Here is a 21,707-nt window from a genome sequence, read left to right on the forward strand (position 1 = left end):
GGGCGCAAAGTGACCCCGCGTTGGGAGGAGCGTGCAGGCTTTCCGCGACCGCCCCGTGACCTACCTGCGGGTAGCATTGCGATCCCATATCAACCCCCGCCCGGGGCGGCCCCGTGTCTGGCTGGGGGCAGCCGGCAACCCCTACGCTCAGTCCTACTGGCTCGACCGAAGCAATGGCGCAGGGGGAAGAATGCAGTTCGACTTAAGTTCAGTGGAAACGGCGACCATGGTGTTCATCGGAACCATGATTTTCGCCTTGGTCATCGTGGCCTTTGTCCTGACCGCAGGGTTCGTTGCCCTGGTCCTGGTTGGGGTGGGCAAGCTGGCCTGGTTCCTGGCATCCACCTCGCTGCTGGCAGTGGTCCACGGCATCAACCGGGGGTGGGAGCGGCTGGTCCGCCAAGCCGGCAACGTCGAACTCCCCGGCGACTTTCAAGGGCAGCCTGCCCCTAGCACGGGAACCTACCCGCGGGTAATGTTGGGAGACAGCTAAAGGGTTCTCCAACCCGGCGGATCCATGGCTAGTACCGGCCATCCGGCGAAGGAGATACCCCATGAGCTCCGCCACTGACAGTTCCGCTACCCAGGCCGCCCCCGAGGCGCCTCCAGTGGACGCCCCGGACGCCGATGTTCCGGTGGACGCCGGCAACATCGGCCCGGAAGCCACCGCCGCTGATGCCCGTGCACTGGCCGAGGCGTCCCGCGAGACCGGCTGGGACCGGCCCAGCTTCGCGAAGGGACTGTACCTGGGAAGTTTTGACCTCGGCCTGATTCACCCCTGGCCAAAGGCCCAGGCTGAGGACGTGGAACGTGGCGAAGCCTTCATGGAGCGGCTCACGGCGTATGCCCGCACCATGTCCGGCCGCGTGATCGAACGGGACGCAAAAATCCCTGACGAATACATCCGCGGCCTGGCGGAGCTTGGCGTCTTTGGCATGAAGATCCCCCGCGAATACGGCGGGCTCGGCCTGTCCCTGGTCTACTACGGCAGGTCCCTGGCGCTGCTGGGCAGTGTTCATCCAAGCCTCGGCGCCCTGGTCTCGGCCCACCAGTCAATCGGCGTGCCGGAGCCCGTGAAAGTGTTTGGCACCGCTGAGCAGAAACGCGAATACCTGCCGCGCTGCGCCGCGGGGGCCATCACCGCCTTCCTCCTGACCGAACCGGACGTGGGCAGCGATCCCGCCCGGATGGGCAGCACCGCCGTTCCCACGGACGACGGCGAGAGTTACGTTCTGGACGGCGTGAAACTTTGGACCACCAACGGGGTGATCGCCGAACTGGTGGTGGTCATGGCCCTGGTTCCGGCCCACACCGACGCCGACGGCACGGCGCACAAGGGCGGCATCAGCGCGTTCGTGGTGGAGATGGACTCCCCCGGCATCACCGTGGAGAATCGCAACGCGTTTATGGGTCTGCGGGGGATCGAAAACGGCGTGACCCGGTTCCATCAGGTGCGGGTACCCGCGGCAAACCGGCTGGGACGCGAGGGACAGGGCCTGAAGATCGCACTCACCACGCTGAACACGGGCCGCCTCTCGCTGCCGGCCCTGTGCGTGGCCTCCGGCCGCTGGAGCCTGAAGATCGCCCGGGAATGGTCCAACGCCCGCACCCAATGGGGCCAGCCGGTGGGCAAACACGAAGCCGTGGGCAAGAAGATCGCCTTCATCGCCGCGTCCGCCTTCGCCCTTGACGCCGTGTTTGAGCTGTCTGCAGAACTTGCGGACGCCGGGCAGAAGGACGTCCGGATCGAAGCCGCCCTGGCGAAGCTGTGGTCCACCGAGATCAGCTGCAGAATCGCCGATGAACTGGTCCAGATCCGCGGCGGTAGGGGTTTTGAGACAGCAGAATCGCTGGCGGCCCGCGGGGAACGCGCGGTCCCGGCCGAACAGCAGCTGCGGGACCTGAGGATCAACCGCATCTTCGAGGGTTCCTCGGAGATCATGAAGCTCCTCATTGCCCGCGAGGCCGTGGACGCGCACCTTGCCGCAGCCGGCGATCTTGCCTCCGTGGATGCGAGCCTGCAGGACAAGGCGAAGGCCGCCGTCGGGGCCTCAGGTTTTTACGCGAAGTGGCTGCCCAAACTCGTGGCCGGCGCCGGGATGGACCCCCGCTCCTACAGCGACTTCGGCCGGCTGGCCAAGCACCTTCGGTTTGTGGAACGGACCTCACGTCGGCTGGCCCGGCAAACGTTCTACGGCATGGGACGCTGGCAGGCGAAGCTGGAATACAAGCAGGCGTTCCTGGGCCGTGTGGTGGATATCGGCGCCGAGCTCTTCGCCATGGCGGCAACCTGCTCACGGGCCGAGATGCTGCTCCGCACCGCCCCGGAACATGCCGCGGGAGCCTACGAGCTGGCCGAGGCGTTCTGTGAGCAGTCGCGCGTCCGCATTGACGAGTACTTTGACCAGCTTTGGCGCAACACGGACGACTCCGATCACGCGCTCACCGGAAAGGTCCTGGCCGGGGATTACACCTGGCTGGAGGCCGGAATCCTGGACCAGTCCGAAGGCACCGGGCCGTGGATCGCGGACGCCACGCCCCGGGCCTCCACGAAGGAAAACCTGCACCGCAGCTACCGCTAGGCCAGGCCCCGGCAATAGTAAGTACCCTTGTTATCGCCGCTGACCAGTGGTTGAGTTGAGGCATGAGCAACCACATGGAACCAGGGGACGGACTTCCGCGGCGCAACCGGAAGGAGAATCTGAGGAGCGAAACTGCCCGCGAAACAGCCTTCACCGGCAGCGGGCCGGGCGGCGAGCCAACACGCGCCATGGACCAGACACAGCCCTACGCCGATCAGTCTTACGCCGGGCCGGCTTCCACTGAGCGGTCCCGCGAGGCGCGCGCCTACACGGCGGAACCGGCCTACCCGGCCGGAACCCCGGCCAGGGAGCCGTACGCTGCAGAACCGGTCAGCGCGGAAGCGTATGCCACTGAACCTCTCAGCGCGGAACCGGCGGTAACAACACCCGTCATCGATCCGCGCCTGACGGATCCTCGCCTGACTGACCAGCAGACCGCCGTGGCCCGCGAGAAGGAACAGTTCGGCGGCGTGAAGGTGGGGTCAGCATTTTTCGGCTGGCTGGCCGCCACCGGCATGGCCGTCCTGCTGACGGCCTTTGTTGCCGCGGCTGGTACCGCGGTGGGGCTGGCGAACAATACGGACGTCAACGCGGCCGTCAACCAGGTGACCACCAACGGCACCGTGGGGCTGGTAGGCATCATTGTCCTGCTGGTCATCCTGTTCGTCTCCTACTATTCAGGCGGCTACGTGGCCGGCCGGATGGCACGGTTCAATGGCGCCAAGCAGGGCATGATGGTGTGGGTGTGGGCCCTGATCGCCGCCGTTGTGGTGGCCGTGCTCGGCCTGATCGCGGGGCAGCAGTTCAACGTCCTGGCCAATCTCAACAGCTTCCCCCGCATCCCCATCAACGAAGGCGAACTGACCGTCACCAGCATCATCGCCGCCGTTGTGGTGGCCGTGGTTGCCCTGGTGGGGGCCGTGCTCGGCGGCCTGGCCGGGATGCATTTCCACCGCAAGGTTGACCGGGCCGGGTTCACCCCGGACGAGACGCACAGCGAAAGCTAAGCGACGGCGTCCAGGTAATACCAGCGCCGGTTCTCCCGCACAAAACGGCTGGTTTCGTGGTGAACTCCGCGTTCGCCGTCGTGCCGGTAGAACGCTTTGAACTCCACCACGCCCTCAGTGTCCAGCGGGCCGCCCCGGTGCGTGGAGACAATGTCCAGGCGCCGCCACTCCATCCCGGGATCCAGCGCCAGGTCCGCCGGCAGGGTGCTGGGGTGCCACGAATTTTTGAGGTACTCCGCGTTGAGCAGCACAAACGCGGTGTAGCGCGAACGCATGAGCTGCTCGGCGGTGGCGGCATCCGCTGCGCCGCTGAGGAAGCGTCCGCAGCATTCGGGATAGGCCTCCCCTGACAGGCAGGGGCAGTTGCCGGCAGGGCCCGGTTTGGCGTTCACTGGCGCTCCTTTTGAGGGTGGGCTTGGCTGCAGCCCGGCTGCTTTGCTTTTCCTACCGACTATAGGTGGCGGTACAGGCGGCCCGGCGCCTTGTCATATCCGGTAACAGCTTTGAAACAACCTCCAGCGCACCCCCGCAACCGGCCGCGTGTCCGGAAAATAGTCCGTAAGGTAGTGGAGGAGTTTGGTGCCCGGGTGGTGGCTGCCGGCACGGACTCCGCCGCTGGCAGATTGGAGTGATGACGTGGGAGATTCAGCAACGATCGCTCTCAACCTGACATTTTTCGGCACCCTGGGGCTGGCGTTCCTGATGTTCGTGGGGCTGTTCCTGCTGGTCATCCTCACGCTGGTGCTCGCCGGCGTCGGGCGGCTCCTGGTTCTCGCCGTGCAGGCGCTGTTTGGCCGGCTCCCCCGGAACGAAACCCTTCCGCTGGTCCACCTGACCGGGGCGACCGGGCATCCGTCCGATGCACCCCGGACAACGCACGACGACGCCGCTGCCGCGCCCTCCGCCGCCACGCCGCCCCGCGCCGGGGTTCCCCGCGCGGCGGCCTTTGTTGCCGGGGTCCGACGCATGGGCCGGCCTAATGTTTGGGGCCGGTTGAAAACATCAAGCCAGGGCGCCCGGCTGCAGGACGGCGCCACGCGCCACCCGTTGCCCGGTGCCCCGCGGCGTGAACAGCAGGCGCTGGCCGAAGACTGGGCCGCGGCCGTCGCCGAGGCCGATGCCCGCGCCGTAGCCAGGGCACGCGCCGCTGCCCCCGAGATCAAAGTGACAGTCCGCGAACTTCCGGCGCCCTCCCTTCCTGCGGCAAAGGTGGAAGCGGTGGCCCCGCTCGTGCAGTCCGCGCTGCACCAGGACGTTCCCGCACGCAAGGACCTTCCCGGTCCCGGGAACACCGGGCCAACCCGGAATGTGCCCGCGGGCACCGGAACTCCTGACACCGAAGAGACTGCGGGGACCGGCGACGCGGTCCCCGCCCCCGGCGCTGCCCGCTCCTTTACGAAGCCGCAGTCACCGGCCTCTCCATTGGACACCGGTTCGCTCGTCTCGTTGACCGGTCACGCGAAGTTGCTCCGCAAGCTGCCTGCCAACAACAACAAGTGAGCTTCAGCCCGCAGCGCGGGTCTTCATAATTCGTCACGGCCCGGGCTCCGCTCACCCTGGGCACCATGAACTTTGGCGAAGGCTCGGGCAGCGCCGCGGACAGCATCCCGCTCGTTGCCGCGCACCAGCATGGAGTAAGGGACCTGGCTGTCCGGCGATTTTGTCCTGGACGCCGGCAAGCCGCGCACCCGGGTGCATTCGCTCCCGGGCCGCTATGACATCTCCGGGCCCTCCAGCGAACGCAAGCTCCTGGCTGCGGACACCCTGCTGAGCGAGCCGGTGCTGGATGCGATCGATGACCTGGTGCCGCCCGGGACCAACTTCGTGGAGCGCGATGCCGGGGCGGTGGTCCCGTCCCTGGAGTACGCGGAACTCCGCCGCCGCTGACCGCCGGAACCGGGCGCAACGCCGTCGGACGCCACCAGCGCCAAAACCCGGCCACGCAACCGGACAGGCACTTACCCTGAGCAACCAACTCCGTTAGCGTGGGGACCATGGAATTCAGATACCTCGGAAACAGCGGCTTCAAAGTCTCGGAAATTACGTTCGGCAACTGGCTGACCCACGGCTCGCAGGTGGAGAATGACGTCGCCTCCCAGTGCGTGCGCGCGGCGCTCGACGCCGGCATCAGCACCTTTGATACGGCGGACGTCTACGCGAACACGGCAGCGGAAACTGTCCTCGGCGAGGCCCTGAAGGGTGAGCGCCGCGAATCCCTGGAGATCTTCACCAAAGTCTTCGGCCCCACCGGTCCCAAGGGAAAGAACGATGTGGGCCTGTCCCGCAAGCACATCATGGAGTCCATCAACGGCTCGCTGCGCAGGCTGCAGACGGACTACGTGGACCTCTACCAGGCGCACCGCTACGACTTCGAAACGCCGCTGGAAGAGACCATGCAGGCGTTCGCGGACATCGTCCGGCAGGGCAAGGCACTCTACATCGGTGTCAGCGAATGGACCGCCGAGCAGCTCCGCGAGGGCCACAGGCTGTCCAGGGAGCTGGGCTTCCAGCTGATTTCCAACCAGCCGCAGTACTCCATGCTGTGGCGGGTCATCGAAGCTGAGGTTGTGCCGGCGTCCGAGGAACTGGGCATCTCGCAGATCGTCTGGTCTCCCATGGCCCAGGGCGTCCTGAGCGGAAAGTACCTGCCCGGCCAGCCTGCACCTGAAGGCAGCCGCGCCACGGATAGCAAGGGCGGCGCCAAAATGATCGAACGCTGGATGCGCGATGACGTCCTCACCGGCGTCCAGGCGCTCAAGCCGATCGCGGCGGAAGCCGGGCTGACCATGCCGCAGCTCGCGGTTGCGTGGGTCCTGCAGAACCCGAACGTGGCCTCCGCCATTGTGGGGGCTTCGCGCCCTGAGCAGATCGCCGACAGCGTGGCTGCCGCAGGGGTGACCCTCGAGCCTGACGTGCTGAAGAAGATCGACGACGCCATCGGCTCGCTCGCGGAGCGCGATCCGGCGAAAACCACCTCGCCCGCCACCCGCGAAGCATAAGGAGACCCCTTGGCTTCCCTTCCGAACCTGTCCGATCTCGCTGTCACCGGCTCCACCGGCGGCCTGGGCGGGATGGTGGCCCGGCAGCTCGCGGACGTGGGGCAGGCGCAGCGCCTGCTGGTCCGCGACGCCGGCCGCGCCCCTGAGCTCGAGGGCGCCGACCCGCTGGTGTTCAGCTATGCGGACCCGGATTCGGCACGCCAGGTTCTGGAGGGAGTCAAGGTCCTGTTTATGGTGTCCGCGGCCGAGGCCGAGGACCGGCTGCAGCAGCACTACACCTTTATTGATGCGGCTGCTGCGGCCGGGGTCCAGCACGTCGTTTACACCTCGTTCTATGGTGCCGCCCCGGACGCCACCTTCACGCTGGCCCGGGACCACTTCGCCACCGAGGAACGCATCAAGGCCTCCGGCATGAACTACACCTTCCTGCGGGACAACTTCTACCTGGACTTCCTGCCGCTCCTGACAGGCGAAGACGGGGTGATCCGCGGGCCCGCGGGGAACGGCGTGGTCTCCGCGGTTTCCCGCGAGGACATTGCCCGGTGTGCGGTGGCGGTGCTGAGGGATCCCGCGCTCCACGTGGGAACCACGTACAACCTCACCGGGCCCGAGGAATTGACCATCGCGGCCGCCGCCGACATCCTGACCGCAAAAACCGGGCGCACCGTCACCTATCACCCGGAAACGGTGGAAGAGGCCTACGCCTCCCGGGCATCCAACGGGGCACCGCCCTGGCAGGTGGACGCCTGGGTCAGCACCTACACGGCAATCGCCGCGGGGGAAATGGCCGGGCTCTCACCGGATGTGCATGCACTGACCGGCCGGGACCCGTTGAGCCTGGCCGGGTTCCTGGCGCAGCCCCAGCTGTAACCCCGCCAGGGGTTAACCCTTCCCTGCGAGGCGTGCGGGCCTGGCGATCAGCGCCAGCGGCTAGGCTGGCACCGTCAGCAATAACCGCCTGAACAGCGGAAACTTAAAAATGGGGGACCCATGAAAAACCTGTTCGACCTGTCATTCACCAGATTCGTATCGCCATCAATCGCCAGAATCGTCTACATCCTGATCATGGTTGCCCTCGGTCTTGGCTACATCGTCATGGTGATTGCTTCGTTCGCCTCCCGCAACGTGATGCTCGGCATCCTGGTCATGCTGATCATCGGCCCGCTGGTGGTGCTCATCTACCTGGCCTTGGCTCGGATCGGCCTTGAGTCATTGGTCGCAGGCATTCGCACCGCGGAAAACACCGCAGAGCTCCTCCGGCTCCAGGGCGGCACACCTCCGGGATCTGCCCAGGCCGGCCGCGCGGGAAGTCCGGTGGCGCCGGAAGGCTGGAGCCCGTCCTATGGCCAGCAGCCGGCAGCGCCTTCGAACTACCCGCCGAATTACCAGCCGCCGGCCCAGTAGCGGCACGTCATCGGGCTCTCTGCCGCCGGGATGCGTCCCGGCCGTTGACCCGTCGGGAGGCCGGGCGTAAACCTATGAAGAGGGGAGACGCCCGGCCGTACCGAGCAGAATCGCACCGCCATGAAGCAGATCTACAAGCACCAGCAGTCCTCCCGTCTGGCATCGCATTCGGGCGTACCTACAACCGGCCCGCTCACCCTTGAGGAACTGCAGCTGGCGGTGCGCAACCATTCCTTGCCGCTTGAGGCTCTTCGCCAGGATTTCACTCCCCCGGGCCTGCATTATGTCCTTACGCACTTCGACATCCCCGAACCCGGAGCAGGGCCCTGGCACTTGATGGTCAACGGAGCTGTTGAGCGGTCGCTTGAGCTCAGTCTCGCCGCCCTCCACCGGGACCCCGCCATCACGGTCCCAGTCACCCTCGAGTGTGCGGGCAACGGCAGGTCGCTGCTCCAGCCCCGGCCGCTGAGCCAGCCGTGGATCCTCGAAGGGGTGGGCACTGCCGAGTGGACCGGTGTGCCGCTGGCCTATCTGCTGGCCCAGGCCGGGGTGCTGGATTCGGCCGTGGAGGTTGTTTTCACCGGCGCGGACGCGGGCATCCAGGGCGGCGTCCGGCAGCAGTACGCACGCAGCCTGCCGATTCGTGAGGCGCTGCGGCCCGACGTCGTGCTTGCCTACAAGATGAATGGCAGGGACTTGCCTCCCCAGCACGGCTATCCGCTCCGGCTGGTGGTTCCGGGCTGGTACGGCATGGCCAGTGTTAAGTGGCTCCAGTCCATTGATGTGGTGAGGGTTCCGTTTGAGGGTTTCCAACAGAAGGTGGCCTACCAGTACCAGGCGGACGCGCACGATGCCGGTGTACCGGTTTCGCGGATCAGGATCCGTTCGCTGATGGTTCCGCCGGGCGTCCCGGACTTTTTCACCCGCAAGCGGGTGCTGCCGCACGGGCCGGTGACGCTGCAAGGCAGGGCCTGGTCCGGCGAGGGCGCTGTCACCCGGGTTGAGGTGGGGATCGACGGCCAGTGGGTGTCGGCGCACCTGGAAAAGCCTGCCGGTCCGTTCGCCTGGTGCAAATGGACGCTGCCGTGGGTGGCGGATCCCGGCGAACACGAGCTCTCCTGCCGGGCCATGGACAGCACCGGCGCCACCCAGCCCCTGGGGCAGAACTGGAATTACCAGGGGATGGGCAACAACGTGGTGCAGCGGGTCAGCGTCACGGTGGAATAGGTCCCGCCCGGAACCGGACGCTCAGCAGCCTTCGAAGGCGGTGAGCACCTTGACCTTGTCCGCCGAGGCCGACGCCGGATCAAAGGTGTAGCCGATCCATTCGCGGGCCAGCCGGCTGGCGAGTTCCACGCCGATGACCCGCTGCCCCATGGTCAGCACCTGGCAGTCGTTGGACAGCACCGAGCGCTCCACGGAGAACGAGTCGTGGGCGGTGGTGGCGCGGATGCCGTCCACCTTATTGGCAGCAATCGCCACCCCGATGCCCGTGCCGCAGAAGAGGATGGCGCGGTCCGCCTTGCCATCGCGGATCAGTTCCCCGGCGGCGATGCCGACGTAGGGGTAGGGCCTGGTGAAGTCTTCCGGGGCGTCGGTCCGGTTGACCCCGATGTCGATGATTTCGCTGATCCGGGGATCGGCCTGCAAATCGGCCAGGATGCGGTTCTTGTAGTCCACCCCGGCTTCATCGGCCCCCACAACGAGGCGGAGTCCGGGCTTCCCCGATGTGGCTGCTTCCGATGTGGCTGCTTCCGGCGTGGCTGCTTCCGGCGTGGATGCTTCCTGCGTGGTGATCATGAGAGTGCTCCTTGCGGCTGGCTGATGGCGGCGGCGGCAGGGGTTGGCTGGCCCGAGCCTGCCAGGGACGGAGCCATCACGGTGAAAATCATTGCCAGGGACGTGGCACCGGGATCCGGCGTGCCCACGCTCTTTTCGGCAAGCGGCCGGGCGCGGCCCTTCAACGGCCGCAGCGATGCCGTGGCCTGGGCCGCAACCGTCGCTTCGACGGCGGCGGCAGCCCACGCCCGGTGCGGTTCCGTACCGTCCGCAGCCAGCCGGGTCAACGTCTCCGTGAAAGGCACCAGGGCATCCACCATGGTCTTATCGCCGGGGGCGGCTTTGCCCAGGCCGGTGATCCTGTCCGTGAAGGCGGCCACCCCGGCCGCCAGTTGGGATACGTCAGGGCTGACCTGGTCCCCCAGCGCTTCCCCGAAAGCCCGCAGGCCGGCACCCCAGAGGACCCCGGACGTGCCGCCGGCCTTGTCCGCCCACGCATCGCCGGCGGCGATGAGGACCGATCCTGCGCCGGCGCCCTGCCGGGCGGCAGCCGCGGCTGCCGCGGTGGCAGCGTCGATGCCGCGGACCATGCCGCGGCCGTGGTCACCGTCTCCGGCGATGGCGTCCATGTCCCCGAGCTTTGTTTCGGCTGCGTGCAGGCTGTCGCGGGCGGCATCCAGCGCCGAAAGGCACCGGGCCGCATACTCGCGCGAATCCTCGGTGGCCTCGAAAGCGGTGGGTGCGGCGCCGGCGTCGGACGTTTCCTCTCCGGAGGCCTCCCCCGACTGGACCGCGGTGTTCCCGCGCCGGTAGGCCGGCGTCTCGGCAGGGGCGGTCCACAGCGGCTCGAGTTCCTCGTCCAGCCAGGTGATGGTCAGGGACACCCCGGCCATGTCCAGGCTGGTGACCAGTTCACCCACCTCGGGCTGCACCAGCGTGTAGCCGGCCTCCCGGAGCAGCGGTGCCACGGTCAGCCAGAGGACAAAGAGTTCCTCATGCTTGGTGGAGCCCAGTCCGTTGAGAATGACCGCGAGCCGGTCGCCGGCCCCCTCGGGCGTCTCGGCCAGCAGCCGGGTGACGAATTCCTGGCCCAGTTCCTTGGCGGAGGGCAGGTCGGTGTCGAACAGGCCGGGTTCACCGTGGATTCCCAGGCCGAGCCCCATCTGCTTGTCCTTGAGCGCGAACAGCGGCGCGTCCGCGCCCGGGAACGTGCAGCCGTGGAAGGCGCTGCCGATGGTCCGGGTGAGGCCGTTGGCCTTCCGGCCGAGCCGCACCACCTCGGCGAGCTCCGCCCCCGCTTCGGCTGCGGCGCCCATGATCTTGAAGACCGTGAAGTCACCGGCGATGCCGCGGCGTTTTTCGGATTCCGACGGCGGTGCGCTGGCAATGTCGTCCGTGACCAGGACGTTGTCCACCTGGATCCCCTCGGCGGCGAGGCGTTCGCTGGCCATCCCGAAGTTCATCACGTCACCGGCGTAGTTGCCGTAGGTGAACACCACGCCGGCGCCCGAATCAGCGGCCTTGGCCACGGCATAGGCCTGCTGCGCGGACGGCGAGGTGAAGATGTTTCCCACCACGGCGCCGTCGGCCAGTCCGGGCCCGATCAGCCCGGCGAACGCCGGGTAGTGGCCGGAGCCGCCGCCGGCGAGGACGGCCACCTTGGGTTTGGCCGGCCGGTGGCGCCGCACGGCTCCGCCGGGAACCTGGCGCACCAGGCCGGAGTGGATGTCGCAGAATCCGGCCAGGGCTTCTTCGGCGAATTCGGAGGGGTCGTTGAAAATCTTGGTCATGGTGGGCTCTCTAACGTGCCTGGGCTTTGGGGGTTGCCGCTGCTAGTGGATGTGGCTTCCGCCGTTGATGTCGATGGTGGTGCCGGTCAGGTACGCGGATTCCTCGGAGGACAGGAATGTGATGACGGCGGCGACTTCCTCGGTGGTGGCGTTGCGGCCCAGCGGGATGCCGGCGTTGATGGCGGCTTCCTGCTCCTCGGTGCTGCCCACGCGGATGTTGGTGTCCACCGCGCCGGGCGTGATGGCATTGACCGTGACGCCGGTGGCGCCGATTTCGCGGGCCAGAGCCTTGGTGAAGCCGAGGATGGCGGCCTTGGCAGCGGAGTAGGGGACCTTGCCGAACACGCCGCCGCCGCGCTGCGCGGAGACGGAGGACATGTTCACGATCCGGCCCCAGCCGTTCTCGATCATGTCCGGCAGGAACGCTTTAGTGACCAGGTAGGTGCCGGTGGCGTTGACGTCCATGACCTTGTGCCAGAGTTCCAGGGTGGTTTCGAGGAACGGGACCGGGGAGGTGATTCCGGCGATGTTGGCGAGGGCGCCCACAGCAGGCAGGATGCCGGCGTCGATCTCTTTCTTGACGGCTGCGTATGCGGTGGTGACGGAGGCTTCGTTGGCGACGTCGATCTCGTGGCCGAACGCCGGGACGTTGAACTCGTTGCCGATGTCGGCGGCGACCTTGGCGGACTTCTCGCCGTCGAGGTCCAGGATCACCACACCCCAGCCCTGGCTGGCGTAGCGGCGGGCAGTGGTGATGCCGATGCCCCGCTCGGAGGTGGCTCCGGTGAGGACTGCGGTGCGCTGAGTCGTGGTAGTCATGATGCTCCTTGGGTTACTTGGGTGGTGGTTCAGAAGTGAGGGGTCAGATGAGGTCGGTGATGAAGCTTGCCGCTTTGGCTGCGGCGGCGGGGCGTTCGTCGTGCGTGACGTCCCGGGTTTCGAGTTCGAGCGAGAAGTGCCCGGTGTAGCCGCTCGCGGCGAGCGCCCGGAGGCCGGCTGCGAAGTCTGCCTGGCCGTTGCCGATGCTCAGGTTGATGTTGCCCGGCACCGCATCGCGGAGGTGGACGTGGGAGATGCGGCCCTGATGCCGTTCGAGGTACTCCAGCGGATCCTCGCCGGCGGCAACGATGTGGCTGAAGTCCATGACAATCCCGACGCCGGTCCCCGCCAGCCGCCGGGCCAGCAGTTCCGCGCGCTCCAGGTTCCAGCAGAACCGCAGGAAGTGCAGGGACTCGGTCCAGAGCTCGACGCCGAACTCCGCCGCGCGTTGTGCGGCGTGGGTGAGCTGGGCTGCAATGAGGTCCAGGTCCTCCCGGAGGCTTCGGACCGGTTCGTGGCTGAGCGCCCCGCACGGGAGAACCAGGGCCTTCGCACCGGTGCCGGCGGCGAGGGTGAGCAGCGCCTCCAGGTGACGTTCGCGGGCTTCGCTTGCATCGGCGTCGAGCACTACGTTGAGATCGCCGATATCCCCGTTGACTGAACGGACGCGGAGCCCGGAGGCGGCCACTTCCGCGGTCACGGCGCTGACGGCGGCCTGATCCAGGCTGTACGGGACATGGTCACAGACACCGGGGAGGGCGCCGAGATCGATCTCTTCGAAGCCCAGGCCGCTGATGGTCCGCAGGGCGGCCGGCAGGTCCTGGTGCCTGAAGCTGATGGACGAGCAGCCGAGTCGGGAGTTGAACATCGTCGTTGATCCTCTGGATAAGCGGGTGGTGATGTGAATCACTGTAGGCCAATTCATTGTTGACAGTCAACCTCAAACATTGACTGTTGACATTGACGCATGACGCGGGTCACACTGGCATATCATTTGTTAACAGTCGACACAGCGGCCCGGCGGAAGCACGGGAACGCTTTTCGAAAGGGATCCAGCAATGGGCAATGAAGCTCTGAAAATGCGCGGCCACGTGCATGGCACCAAAGACGCCAGGCGCGTCGCAATCGGCTCCGGCGTTGGCGCCGTCATCGAAACCTACGACTTCATCGGGTTCGGCACGGCAGCCGCCCTGTACTTCGGCACGGCATTCTTCCCCACCGGCGATCCGGTGACGGGCACACTGGCAGCGTTCGCCACCCTCGGCGTCGGCTTCGCCGCCCGTCCCCTCGGCGGCATCATCGGCGGCCACCTCGGCGACAAGGTGGGCCGCAAGCCCGTGCTGGTCGCCTCGCTCATCCTCATGGGCGTGGCCACGTTCCTGATCGGCCTGCTCCCCACCTACGGACAGGTTGGCCTGCTGGCTCCGGCCCTGCTGGTCTTCGTCCGCATCGTCCAGGGCCTGGCATTCGGTGCCGAGTGGGGCGGCGCCATCCTGATGAGCTACGAGCACGCACCGTGGAAATCCAAGGGCAAGTACACCGGCATCGTCCAGGCAGGCTTCCCCGTGGGCCTGCTGCTGGCCAACCTCGTCTTCCTGGTCAGTGTGAACTTCGGCGGCGAACTCGCCTGGCGCATCCCCTTCCTCGCCAGCATCATCCTGGTGATCGTCGGCCTGATCATCCGCTCCAAGGTGCCCGAGTCCCCCGTTTTCGATGAGGTCAAGGACAGCGGCGACATCGTCAAGTCCCCCATCGTGGAGGTCATCAAGACCGACTGGCGCAACATTGTGAAGGGCATCGGCCTCCGCGTGGCCGAGACCGCAGGCTACGCCGTCTCCATCACCTACATGATTTCCTACCTCAACAGCCAGCACCTGGCCGATAAGACCCAGACCCTGGTTGCCCTCTGCATCGCCTCCGCCATCGGCATTTTCGCCACCCAGGCATGGGCCCGCCTGACCGACCGGATCGGCCGCCGGCCCGTCTACCTCTGGTCCTGCGCCTTCGCCGTGGTGTTTGCGGTCCCCATGTTCCTGCTGGTGAACACCGGCATGTTCTTCTTCATCATCGCCACCCTGGTCATCTCCTACGCCGTCTGCCAGAACTCCCTTGCCGGCGCCCAGGGCGCCTGGTTCCCCGAGCTCTTCCAGGCCAGGACCCGCGCTTCCGGCGCCAGCCTGGCTTACCAGATCTCGGCCATGGTCTCCGGGTTCACCCCGTTCATCACCACCCTGCTGTTCGTTGCCCTGGGCTGGATGGGCCCGGCGCTCCTCTTCGGCGCCTACGCCGCCATCGGCCTCTGGGCCGCGGTAGCCACCCGCGAAACCTGGGGCAAGCGTGAGCGCCAGCTCGCGGATGAGGCCACCAAAAGCACCCCCAACACGGTGAGCGTCTGATGACCACCACCCCGGACCTGAAGCTTCACGAACCGCACACGCCTGAACTCCCGCAGAAGGAACGCATGACCCAGGAAACTGCCGCCGAACGCCTGCACCGCGTCAGTGCCGCCGCCTACCGGATCCGCCACCACGCCCTGAACATGGGCGAGGTCCAGGGCCAGGGCTACGTGGGCCAGGCCCTCGGCGCGGCGGACATGCTCGCCGCTGTCTACTCGGACCAGCTCCGCTACCGCCCCCAAGACCCGGAATGGGAAGCCCGGGACCGGTTCCTGCTCTCCACCGGCCACTACGCCATCGGCCACTACGCAGCCCTGGCCGAGGCCGGCATCGTCCCCGTGGAAGAACTCGAAACCTACGGCTCCGACGATTCCCGCCTGCCGATGTCCGGGATGTCCACTTACACCCCGGGCATGGAAATCTCCGGCGGCTCCCTGGGCCACGGCCTGACCATCGCCGTGGGCATGGCCCTGGGCCTGCGCTACCAGAACTCCACGGCAAGGATCTACAACTTCCTCTCCGACGGCGAACTGGACGAGGGCTCCACCTGGGAAGCGGCCATGGGCGCCCACCACCACCAGCTCGGCAACCTCACCGCCATGGTGGACATCAACGCCCTGCAGGCCGACGGCAAAACCGACACCGTCCTCCGCACCGAACCCGTCACCGAAAAGTGGGAATCCTTCGGCTGGTACACCCAGCGCGTGGACGGAAACGACGTCGGTGCGCTGCTGGCAGCGTTCGACAACGCAGCAAACCAGGCCGCCGCCGTCGGACGCCCCTCCGTGATCCTGTGCGACACGAAGGTAGGCCGCGGCGTGCCGCTCCTTGAGGAGCGCGAGAAAGCGCACTTCATGCGCATCGAGGAACACGAATGGCAGACCTGCCGCGAACAGCTGACGGCCGGATACGAAACCGCCGAAGGAGACACCAAGTGAGCACCGCCGCCGCCGCCAAACCAAAGCTCAAGACCTCGGCGATGATCGCGTCCTTCGCCGAACCCGGCCAGAAGACCGCGTCCGCACCGTTCGGCCACGCCCTGGTCAAAGCCGCACAGGAGAACGACAAAATTGTCGGCCTCACCGCGGACCTGGGCAAGTACACGGACATGCACATCTTCGCCCAGGCCTTCCCGGAACGGTTCTTCCAGATGGGCATGGCCGAACAGCTGCTCTTCGGCGCCGCCGCCGGCCTGGCCGAAACCGGACTCGTCCCGTTCGCGTCCACCTACTCCGTGTTCGCCGCCCGCCGCGCCTACGACTTCCTGTGCCTGGACTCGGCCGAGCCGAACCTGAACGTGAACATCGTGGGCGGCCTGCCGGGCCTGACCACCGGGTACGGACCCAGCCACCAGGCCACCGAGGACATGGCGATCTTCCGCGGCATGCCCAACCTGACCATCGTGGACCCCTGCGACTCGATCGACATCGAACAGGCCGTCCCCCAGCTCGCCGCCGCCGAAGGCCCCACCTACCTCCGGCTGCTGCGCGGGAACGTGCCCACCGTCCTGGACGAGTACGGCTACACCTTCGAACTGGGCAAAGCCAAGGTCCTGCGCGGCGGAAACGACGTCGTGTTCGTCTCCTCCGGGCTGATGACCATGCGCGCCCTGGACGCAGCCAAGGCCCTGGCGGCACACAACGTGGACGTCGCCGTCGTGCACACTCCCACCATCAAGCCGTTCGACGCCGGAACCGTCCTCGCCGAACTCAACACCGACCGCCTGGCCGTCACCCTGGAAAACCACAGCGTGATCGGCGGCCTCTTCGAAACCGTGGCCTCCGCCGTCGTCACCGCAGGGCTGGGAAAGCGGGTGGTGCCCATCGCGCTGCCGGACCAGTTCCTCGACGCCGGGGCCCTCCCCACCCTCCACGACCGCTACGGACTCAGCATCCAAAAAATCGTGGCGAAAGTACTCGCAGAACTGAAGTAGGAAGAAATCCACCAGAAGCGCGGCGCCGAACCCACCCCGGCGCCGCGCTTCTGCCGTAACATCGACTGTTAACAGATCGACTGTAAACAGTCGACCACTGACATCGAGGACATACATCATGGCCGGAGCTACAGCACCGCTGCTGGGACTGCAGAAGAGGAGCCTCCGCGAGCAGGCCCTCGCCGCTTTGCGAGCCGCCATCACCAGCGGTGAGCTGGAACCCGGCAGGCATCTGGTGGAAACCGAACTGTCCGACATGCTCCAGATCAGCCGCGGCACGCTCCGCGAAGCGCTGCGCCAGCTCGAACAGGAGGGGCTGCTTTCCGCAGGGCCGCGCGGCAGGCTCTCCGTGCGGCACCTGGACGCAAAGGAGATCCGGGATATCTACTCGGTCCGGGCGGCACTGGAGTCCCTGGCTGCCCGCACGCTGTGCGAACTCCCCGACCGTCAGCACGCCATCCGCTCGCTCAAGGCCGCCATCGAGGCCATGGCCGCGGCGGAAAAGGCCGGCCTGCAGGAACGGATCGAAGCCGACCTGGAGTTCCACCGGACCCTATGCCGCCTGACCGGCAACGAAACCCTGCTGCACTCGTGGGAGTCACTGGAGGGGTCCATCCGGATGTCCATCATGTTCGCGGGGCAGGACAAGGGCATGAAGAACATGAGCGTGGACCGGCACTACGAGATCGTTGCCGCCATCGAGACCGGTGACGCCTCACTGGCCCGGAAGACCATCCGCGAACACATGGACACCGCCGCCGCGAACCTGGTCTCTTAGCGGCCCCGCCTCAGGTGCTCGGCGTTGAGATCGTCCAGTTCCTGGTCCGTGAGGTCATCGAAGCTGCGGGCCTCGCGCTTGTCGCTCCGTGAGAAACGCATGAACATCAGGATGATCAGCGGCAGGTCCACAATTTCGCAGATGAACCAGAGGAGATCCCCGGCAAGCTGCTGATCCCGGAGGGCGCCCGGGAACCAGGCCGGCGCCGAGCCCGCCACTGCCGTCACATGGTCCAGCACCTGGCCGTTGAGGCGCAGCAGGATCCCGGGGACGGCGTCCACCAGCAGCTCGATGAAGACAAAGACGAATTCGAGCGTGATGAAGGCGCTGGACCGCTGGAAGTCCGCCTCCTCAATGATCGGCAGCGCCATCAGGAGGCCCAGCAACGGGACACCTACGGTCAGCAGGGCCTCCGCCACCGGATCCGTCCTCAGGGTGTAGAAGAACGGCGTCAGGAACGTCGCAAAGAGGGCCAGCCCCAGCAGCGGGGCGGCCAGTGAATTGCTGAAAAAGCGCACCATCGAGTGGGACAGCACGGCGTTCAGCCGCGCGATGCCCGCGGCCGGAAGCGCCGCACGAGCCAGGGAAATGGGCTTCCCCAGCCCTATCAGCAGCGGCACCACAAAAAGCAGCAGGGAGATCTTCAGCGTGAACGCCCACCGGAGTTCCGCACTGTAGACGCCGGGAAAGCCGCAGGTCAGGACCGTCAGTGATCCCAGGCCCAGCAGGTAGAACGCCACGGTCCGCCACCACGGCCACCGGCGGCCACGGGCCGCTGCCGTCCGGATACCGAGCGCGTACAGCACGCCGGCGGAAACAATGAGAATCAGGGCGGCCCAGTCGGCCTGCCAGGCACCTAAGACAACTTCGAAGGGGGGCACAGGCCAAGGTTAAGGGACGTTCCTTGGAAAACGCCGGGCACTCCATGGCGTACTTCATTCTTAAGGATTCCTTAAGGGCCCTGGGAAAGACTGGTCCTGAAGCGGCCGGCCGGCCGCAGAAAGCGAGCCGGAGTATTTGATGCCTGAGACCGTCCACAGCCAGAGTTTGCCCACTGCTTCTGCAGACACCGCCACCCGGACGGACGCCAGCCGAGCCCGCACCCCGAACGGCGCAAGCACGCGGCTTCTTGCCCTGCCCCGGCCCCGCCTCTGGGCCCTGTGGGGGATCGTCCTGGCGGCTGCCGTGGTGGCTCTTGGCATCACCGTTGCCGACGTTCCGGGTATCAGCACCGACGAGCTCGGCGTGGACCAGAGCCTCAGCCGGCATCACGCTGCCCTGCTGACCGGCGTGGCCATGGCCCTGAATGTGCTGTTTGGACCCGTCACCGGGGTTTTGCTGATCGCCGCCGTCGCGTTGTTCCTGCTCCTGGTGCGCCGGGCCCCCGTCAATGCTGTCGCGTTTGGCCTGGTGGCCGTGTCCGGCTGGGCGGCGAGCGAATTCTTCAAGGTCCTGGTGGCCAGGCAGCGCCCGGATTCCGCGTTGCTGTTCGATCCGCTGGCCCCGGAAAACGGTGCGGACAGTTTCCCGAGCGGCCACGTCACGTTCGCCGTGACCCTTGCCTTCGCCGTGTATTTCCTGGCCCGCGGGACGCGCCGGGCCAAGTTTGCGGCCGTTGCCGGCGTGGTGGTGGTGGCCCTCGTGGCGTGGTCGCGGCTGTACATCGGCGTCCATTACCCGTCCGACGTCGCCGGGTCACTGCTGGCGGGCACCGCAGCTGTGATCCTGGTGAGCGGGTGCTGGAACTGGCTGGCGCCCCGGGTGTGGCAGCGGGTACCGGTGAACGCGGTCACGCGTCCGTTCCTGCCCTAAAGACTTTTCAGCCCTAGAAAGGCATCATGCAGACATTTCATGCACTGGCCACGGTAGCCGCCTCTTCACCGCTGGATCCGGCGGGCCTCCTTGAGGGCCTGGGGCCGGCCGCCCTGGCGGTCATCGCCGGGATGGTCTTCATCGAATCCGGTGTCCTCTTCCCGTTCCTGCCCGGGGACTCGCTCCTCTTCACGGCGGGGCTGCTCCATCAGCAGCTGAACCTCACCCTCCCGCTGCTGATCGGCGTCGTCTCCGTCGCGGCGGTGGCAGGTGACCAGGTGGGCTACTTCCTCGGCCGGAAGTTCGGCCGCCGGTGGTTCAAGGATGATGCCCGGATCCTGAAGACCTCGCACCTGACCCGGACTGAAGAGTTCTTCCACCGGCACGGCGGTGGCGCGGTGGTGATGGCCCGCTTCGTGCCGATCGTGCGCACCTACGCCCCGCTGGCTGCAGGCATAGCCCACTACACGTACCGGAAGTTCGCCCTCTGGAACGTTGTGGGCGCGGTGGCGTGGTCGGCGTCGGTGATCCTGCTGGGTTCCTGGCTGGGGCACTTCGACATCATCGCCAACAACATCGACCTGATTGCGGTGGCCATGGTCCTGATCTCCGTCATCCCGTGGGGCATTGAGTACCTTAAGAGCCGGAAGAACAAGCGCACCAGCGGCGAACCGGCCGAAGAACCCGGGAATCAGCCCGTGGAAGAGCTGATCACGGAAGAATAGCCCCATGACAACAGATGCCCGGCCGTCCCTGCTTCTGGTCGAGGACGATCCGGTCCTGGGCCCGCTTATTGCCGAGCTGCTGGAAAGCGATTACCGGATCAGCCTGGTAGCGGACGGCCGGACCGGCCTGGGGGCCGCCCTCGGGGAACCCTGGGACGTCATGGTGATCGACCGCGGCCTTCCCGGCATGGACGGCATCGCCCTGATCAGCGCCCTCCGGGCGAAAGGGATTTCGACGCCGGTGCTGATCCTCACGGCGCTGGGCGCAACGGATGAGAAGGTCCGGGGCCTGGACGCCGGCGCGAATGACTACATGACCAAACCGTTCGACGCCGGCGAGCTGGGTGCGCGGCTGCGCGCGCTGACCCGCAGTTACGCACAGCCCACGATGAGTATCGGCGACTGGGAACTGAACGCCGTGGGCCGTTCCGTGCGGTCCGTTTATGGTCCATTGGTGACGCTGACCGCGAAGGAGTGCGAGCTGCTGGCAGCCCTCGCGACGGAGCCGGACCGCGTTTTCAGCCGGGACGAGCTCATCGGCGCCGTGTTCCCCTCCACCGACCAGCCCGGCGTGATCGACACGTATGTCCACCACCTGCGCCGCAAGATTTCCCGGAATGTGATCCGCACCGTCCACGGCGTGGGCTACCAGATCGGGGACGGTCATGAATGAACGACGCCGGGCCGCGGCAGACCCGGACCAGGCCACCCTCCGCAAGGCCTCACTGCGGATCGCCGTGCGCATCAGTGCCGCCTGCGCCGTGATGGTCCTCTGCCTGCTCGCAGGAGCCGCGATCTACCTGACCAACCAGCTGTCCCACCCGGAACTTCCCGGCACCTCCAACCCGGCCGCCGACTTTGCCTACCTTGATTACAAGGACCTGCTCAAAGCCCTGATCATCGCCGGTGCGGCAGGGATCGTCCTTGCCGGGGTAATCGGCTGGTTCAGTGCCCGCAGCGCCATCGAACCACTGGGTGCCGCGATGGCCCTGCAGCGCCGGTTCGTCCAGGACGCCAGCCACGAACTGCGGACGCCGCTGGCAATCCTGGATGCCCGGATCCAGCTGGCCCAGCGCGATACCCCGCCCCAATCAAAGCCGGGGCAGGCGCTGGCCCGGATCCGCCAGGACACCTCAGCCCTGACGGCCATTGTCAACGAACTGCTCCTGGCGGCCACGGGAGACGCCGCAGAAATGCCGGCGGAGCCGATTGACGTGGCGGGAGTGGTGGAGGCTGTGGCGGAAAGTGTCCGGACCATCGCAGACGGTCAGGATGTCAGCGTGGCCGTCACCGCGGGCGCGCGTCCGCTGGCCCGGATCGACGAAAGCAGCCTCCGCCGGGCCATCCTTGCCCTGGCTGACAACGCCCTTGCGCACACTCCGGCCGGCGGGACCATCACCCTGGCCGCTGCAGCGGACCAACGGCACGCGGTGATCACGGTGACGGACACGGGAAACGGGATCACCGGCGTCGAACGCGACAGGATTTTTGAACGCTTCGTCAGGACAGCGCGTCCGGACGGAACCCGGGCGCAACGCAGCTTCGGCATCGGGCTGGCGCTGGTCCGCGATGTGGCTGCTGCCGCCGGGGGGACGGTGGAGATCGCCAGGACCGGCCCGGGCGGGACCACTATGCGGATCGTCCTGCCGCTGGTCACGCCCTGAACTGCCGGTACGCATGCGC

The 21,707-nt window shown here is 66.9% G+C and carries 23 protein-coding genes; 17 read left to right on the forward strand and 6 right to left on the reverse strand.

Annotated features, from left to right (window positions below; genetic code table 11):
- Positions 1 to 190: 190 nt before the first annotated feature.
- The 3 genes from SBP01_RS18570 (at position 191) to SBP01_RS18580 (ending at position 3,589) form a co-directional block, all read left to right on the forward strand.
- Positions 191 to 493, forward strand: coding sequence for a hypothetical protein (locus SBP01_RS18570; RefSeq protein WP_275215803.1), 303 nt, complete (start codon positions 191 to 193; stop codon positions 491 to 493).
- Positions 494 to 554: 61 nt separating this feature from the next.
- Positions 555 to 2,582 carry an acyl-CoA dehydrogenase family protein gene (locus tag SBP01_RS18575; RefSeq protein ID WP_320536856.1) on the forward strand — a complete coding sequence of 676 codons (2,028 nt, stop codon included), beginning with the start codon at positions 555 to 557 and terminating at the stop codon, positions 2,580 to 2,582.
- Positions 2,583 to 2,644: 62 nt separating this feature from the next.
- On the forward strand, positions 2,645 to 3,589 hold the full coding sequence (locus SBP01_RS18580) for a hypothetical protein (RefSeq protein WP_320536857.1): 945 nt from the start codon (positions 2,645 to 2,647) through the stop codon (positions 3,587 to 3,589).
- Here SBP01_RS18580 and SBP01_RS18585 read toward each other — a convergent pair.
- The gene (locus tag SBP01_RS18585; RefSeq protein ID WP_320536858.1) at positions 3,586 to 3,981 is read right to left on the reverse strand and encodes a YchJ family protein; all 396 of its coding nucleotides are present in this window, start codon (positions 3,979 to 3,981) and stop codon (positions 3,586 to 3,588) included. The genes SBP01_RS18580 and SBP01_RS18585 overlap by 4 nt on opposite strands.
- Positions 3,982 to 4,225: 244 nt before the next feature.
- On the opposite strand from SBP01_RS18585, the gene SBP01_RS18590 reads away from it, so the two are divergent.
- From SBP01_RS18590 to SBP01_RS18615, 6 genes are all read left to right on the forward strand, one after another.
- Complete coding sequence (locus SBP01_RS18590) at positions 4,226 to 5,089, forward strand: hypothetical protein (RefSeq protein WP_320536859.1); 864 nt, start codon at positions 4,226 to 4,228, stop codon at positions 5,087 to 5,089.
- 192 nt (positions 5,090 to 5,281) lie between these two features.
- Positions 5,282 to 5,476 (forward strand): hypothetical protein, encoded by a 195-nt coding sequence (locus SBP01_RS18595; RefSeq protein ID WP_320536860.1) that lies wholly within the window; start codon positions 5,282 to 5,284, stop codon positions 5,474 to 5,476.
- A 107-nt stretch (positions 5,477 to 5,583) separates the two neighbouring features.
- Positions 5,584 to 6,588, forward strand: a complete 1,005-nt coding sequence (locus SBP01_RS18600) for an aldo/keto reductase family protein (protein WP_320536861.1) — start codon at positions 5,584 to 5,586, stop codon at positions 6,586 to 6,588.
- Positions 6,589 to 6,660: 72 nt separating this feature from the next.
- On the forward strand, positions 6,661 to 7,458 hold the full coding sequence (locus tag SBP01_RS18605) for an SDR family oxidoreductase (protein ID WP_414004310.1): 798 nt from the start codon (positions 6,661 to 6,663) through the stop codon (positions 7,456 to 7,458).
- Between the two features lie 120 nt (positions 7,459 to 7,578).
- Positions 7,579 to 7,992, forward strand: a complete 414-nt coding sequence (locus SBP01_RS18610; protein WP_320536863.1) for a DUF4282 domain-containing protein — start codon at positions 7,579 to 7,581, stop codon at positions 7,990 to 7,992.
- Between the two features lie 120 nt (positions 7,993 to 8,112).
- Entirely contained in the window at positions 8,113 to 9,219 is a 1,107-nt protein-coding gene (locus SBP01_RS18615) for a sulfite oxidase (protein WP_320536864.1), read from the forward strand.
- Positions 9,220 to 9,240: 21 nt separating this feature from the next.
- On the opposite strand, the gene SBP01_RS18620 is transcribed toward SBP01_RS18615, so the two are convergent.
- From SBP01_RS18620 to SBP01_RS18635, 4 genes are read right to left on the reverse strand one after another with little or no spacing between them, the layout of a single operon-like run.
- Complete coding sequence (locus SBP01_RS18620; RefSeq protein ID WP_320536865.1) at positions 9,241 to 9,792, reverse strand: RpiB/LacA/LacB family sugar-phosphate isomerase; 552 nt, start codon at positions 9,790 to 9,792, stop codon at positions 9,241 to 9,243.
- Positions 9,789 to 11,561, reverse strand: coding sequence for a dihydroxyacetone kinase family protein (locus SBP01_RS18625; RefSeq protein WP_320536866.1), 1,773 nt, complete (start codon positions 11,559 to 11,561; stop codon positions 9,789 to 9,791). Before SBP01_RS18625 ends, SBP01_RS18620 begins: the two co-directional genes overlap by 4 nt.
- A gap of 42 nt (positions 11,562 to 11,603) precedes the next feature.
- Entirely contained in the window at positions 11,604 to 12,380 is a 777-nt protein-coding gene (locus SBP01_RS18630) for an SDR family NAD(P)-dependent oxidoreductase (protein WP_320536867.1), read from the reverse strand.
- Positions 12,381 to 12,423: 43 nt separating this feature from the next.
- Positions 12,424 to 13,248 (reverse strand): sugar phosphate isomerase/epimerase, encoded by an 825-nt coding sequence (locus tag SBP01_RS18635; protein WP_320536868.1) that lies wholly within the window; start codon positions 13,246 to 13,248, stop codon positions 12,424 to 12,426.
- A 190-nt stretch (positions 13,249 to 13,438) separates the two neighbouring features.
- On the opposite strand from SBP01_RS18635, the gene SBP01_RS18640 reads away from it, so the two are divergent.
- The 4 genes from SBP01_RS18640 (at position 13,439) to SBP01_RS18655 (ending at position 17,487) form a co-directional block, all read left to right on the forward strand.
- On the forward strand, positions 13,439 to 14,776 hold the full coding sequence (locus SBP01_RS18640) for an MFS transporter (RefSeq protein WP_320536869.1): 1,338 nt from the start codon (positions 13,439 to 13,441) through the stop codon (positions 14,774 to 14,776).
- Between the two features lie 65 nt (positions 14,777 to 14,841).
- Positions 14,842 to 15,714 carry a transketolase gene (locus SBP01_RS18645; protein WP_320538388.1) on the forward strand — a complete coding sequence of 291 codons (873 nt, stop codon included), beginning with the start codon at positions 14,842 to 14,844 and terminating at the stop codon, positions 15,712 to 15,714.
- A gap of 41 nt (positions 15,715 to 15,755) precedes the next feature.
- Positions 15,756 to 16,709 carry a transketolase family protein gene (locus SBP01_RS18650; protein ID WP_320538389.1) on the forward strand — a complete coding sequence of 318 codons (954 nt, stop codon included), beginning with the start codon at positions 15,756 to 15,758 and terminating at the stop codon, positions 16,707 to 16,709.
- Between the two features lie 118 nt (positions 16,710 to 16,827).
- Entirely contained in the window at positions 16,828 to 17,487 is a 660-nt protein-coding gene (locus SBP01_RS18655) for a GntR family transcriptional regulator (protein WP_320536870.1), read from the forward strand.
- Here SBP01_RS18655 and SBP01_RS18660 read toward each other — a convergent pair.
- Positions 17,484 to 18,368 (reverse strand): cytochrome c oxidase assembly protein, encoded by an 885-nt coding sequence (locus SBP01_RS18660; RefSeq protein WP_320536871.1) that lies wholly within the window; start codon positions 18,366 to 18,368, stop codon positions 17,484 to 17,486. The two genes, SBP01_RS18655 and SBP01_RS18660, sit on opposite strands and share 4 nt — an antisense overlap.
- Before the next feature lie 139 nt (positions 18,369 to 18,507).
- Here SBP01_RS18660 and SBP01_RS18665 point away from each other — a divergent pair, with 139 nt between their 5' ends.
- From SBP01_RS18665 to SBP01_RS18680, 4 genes are read left to right on the forward strand one after another with little or no spacing between them, the layout of a single operon-like run.
- A complete protein-coding gene (locus SBP01_RS18665) occupies positions 18,508 to 19,299 on the forward strand; it encodes a phosphatase PAP2 family protein (RefSeq protein WP_320536872.1) in 792 nt (263 codons plus the stop codon).
- A 26-nt stretch (positions 19,300 to 19,325) separates the two neighbouring features.
- The gene (locus tag SBP01_RS18670) at positions 19,326 to 20,024 is read left to right on the forward strand and encodes a DedA family protein (protein WP_320536873.1); all 699 of its coding nucleotides are present in this window, start codon (positions 19,326 to 19,328) and stop codon (positions 20,022 to 20,024) included.
- Positions 20,025 to 20,028: 4 nt separating this feature from the next.
- Positions 20,029 to 20,697 carry a response regulator transcription factor gene (locus SBP01_RS18675; RefSeq protein WP_275215786.1) on the forward strand — a complete coding sequence of 223 codons (669 nt, stop codon included), beginning with the start codon at positions 20,029 to 20,031 and terminating at the stop codon, positions 20,695 to 20,697.
- A complete protein-coding gene (locus tag SBP01_RS18680) occupies positions 20,690 to 21,688 on the forward strand; it encodes a HAMP domain-containing sensor histidine kinase (RefSeq protein WP_320536874.1) in 999 nt (332 codons plus the stop codon). Before SBP01_RS18675 ends, SBP01_RS18680 begins: the two co-directional genes overlap by 8 nt.
- The last annotated feature ends 19 nt before the right edge of the window (positions 21,689 to 21,707 follow it).

It is taken from the genome of Pseudarthrobacter sp. IC2-21 (assembly GCF_034048115.1).
GTDB lineage: Bacteria > Actinomycetota > Actinomycetes > Actinomycetales > Micrococcaceae > Arthrobacter > Arthrobacter naphthalenicus.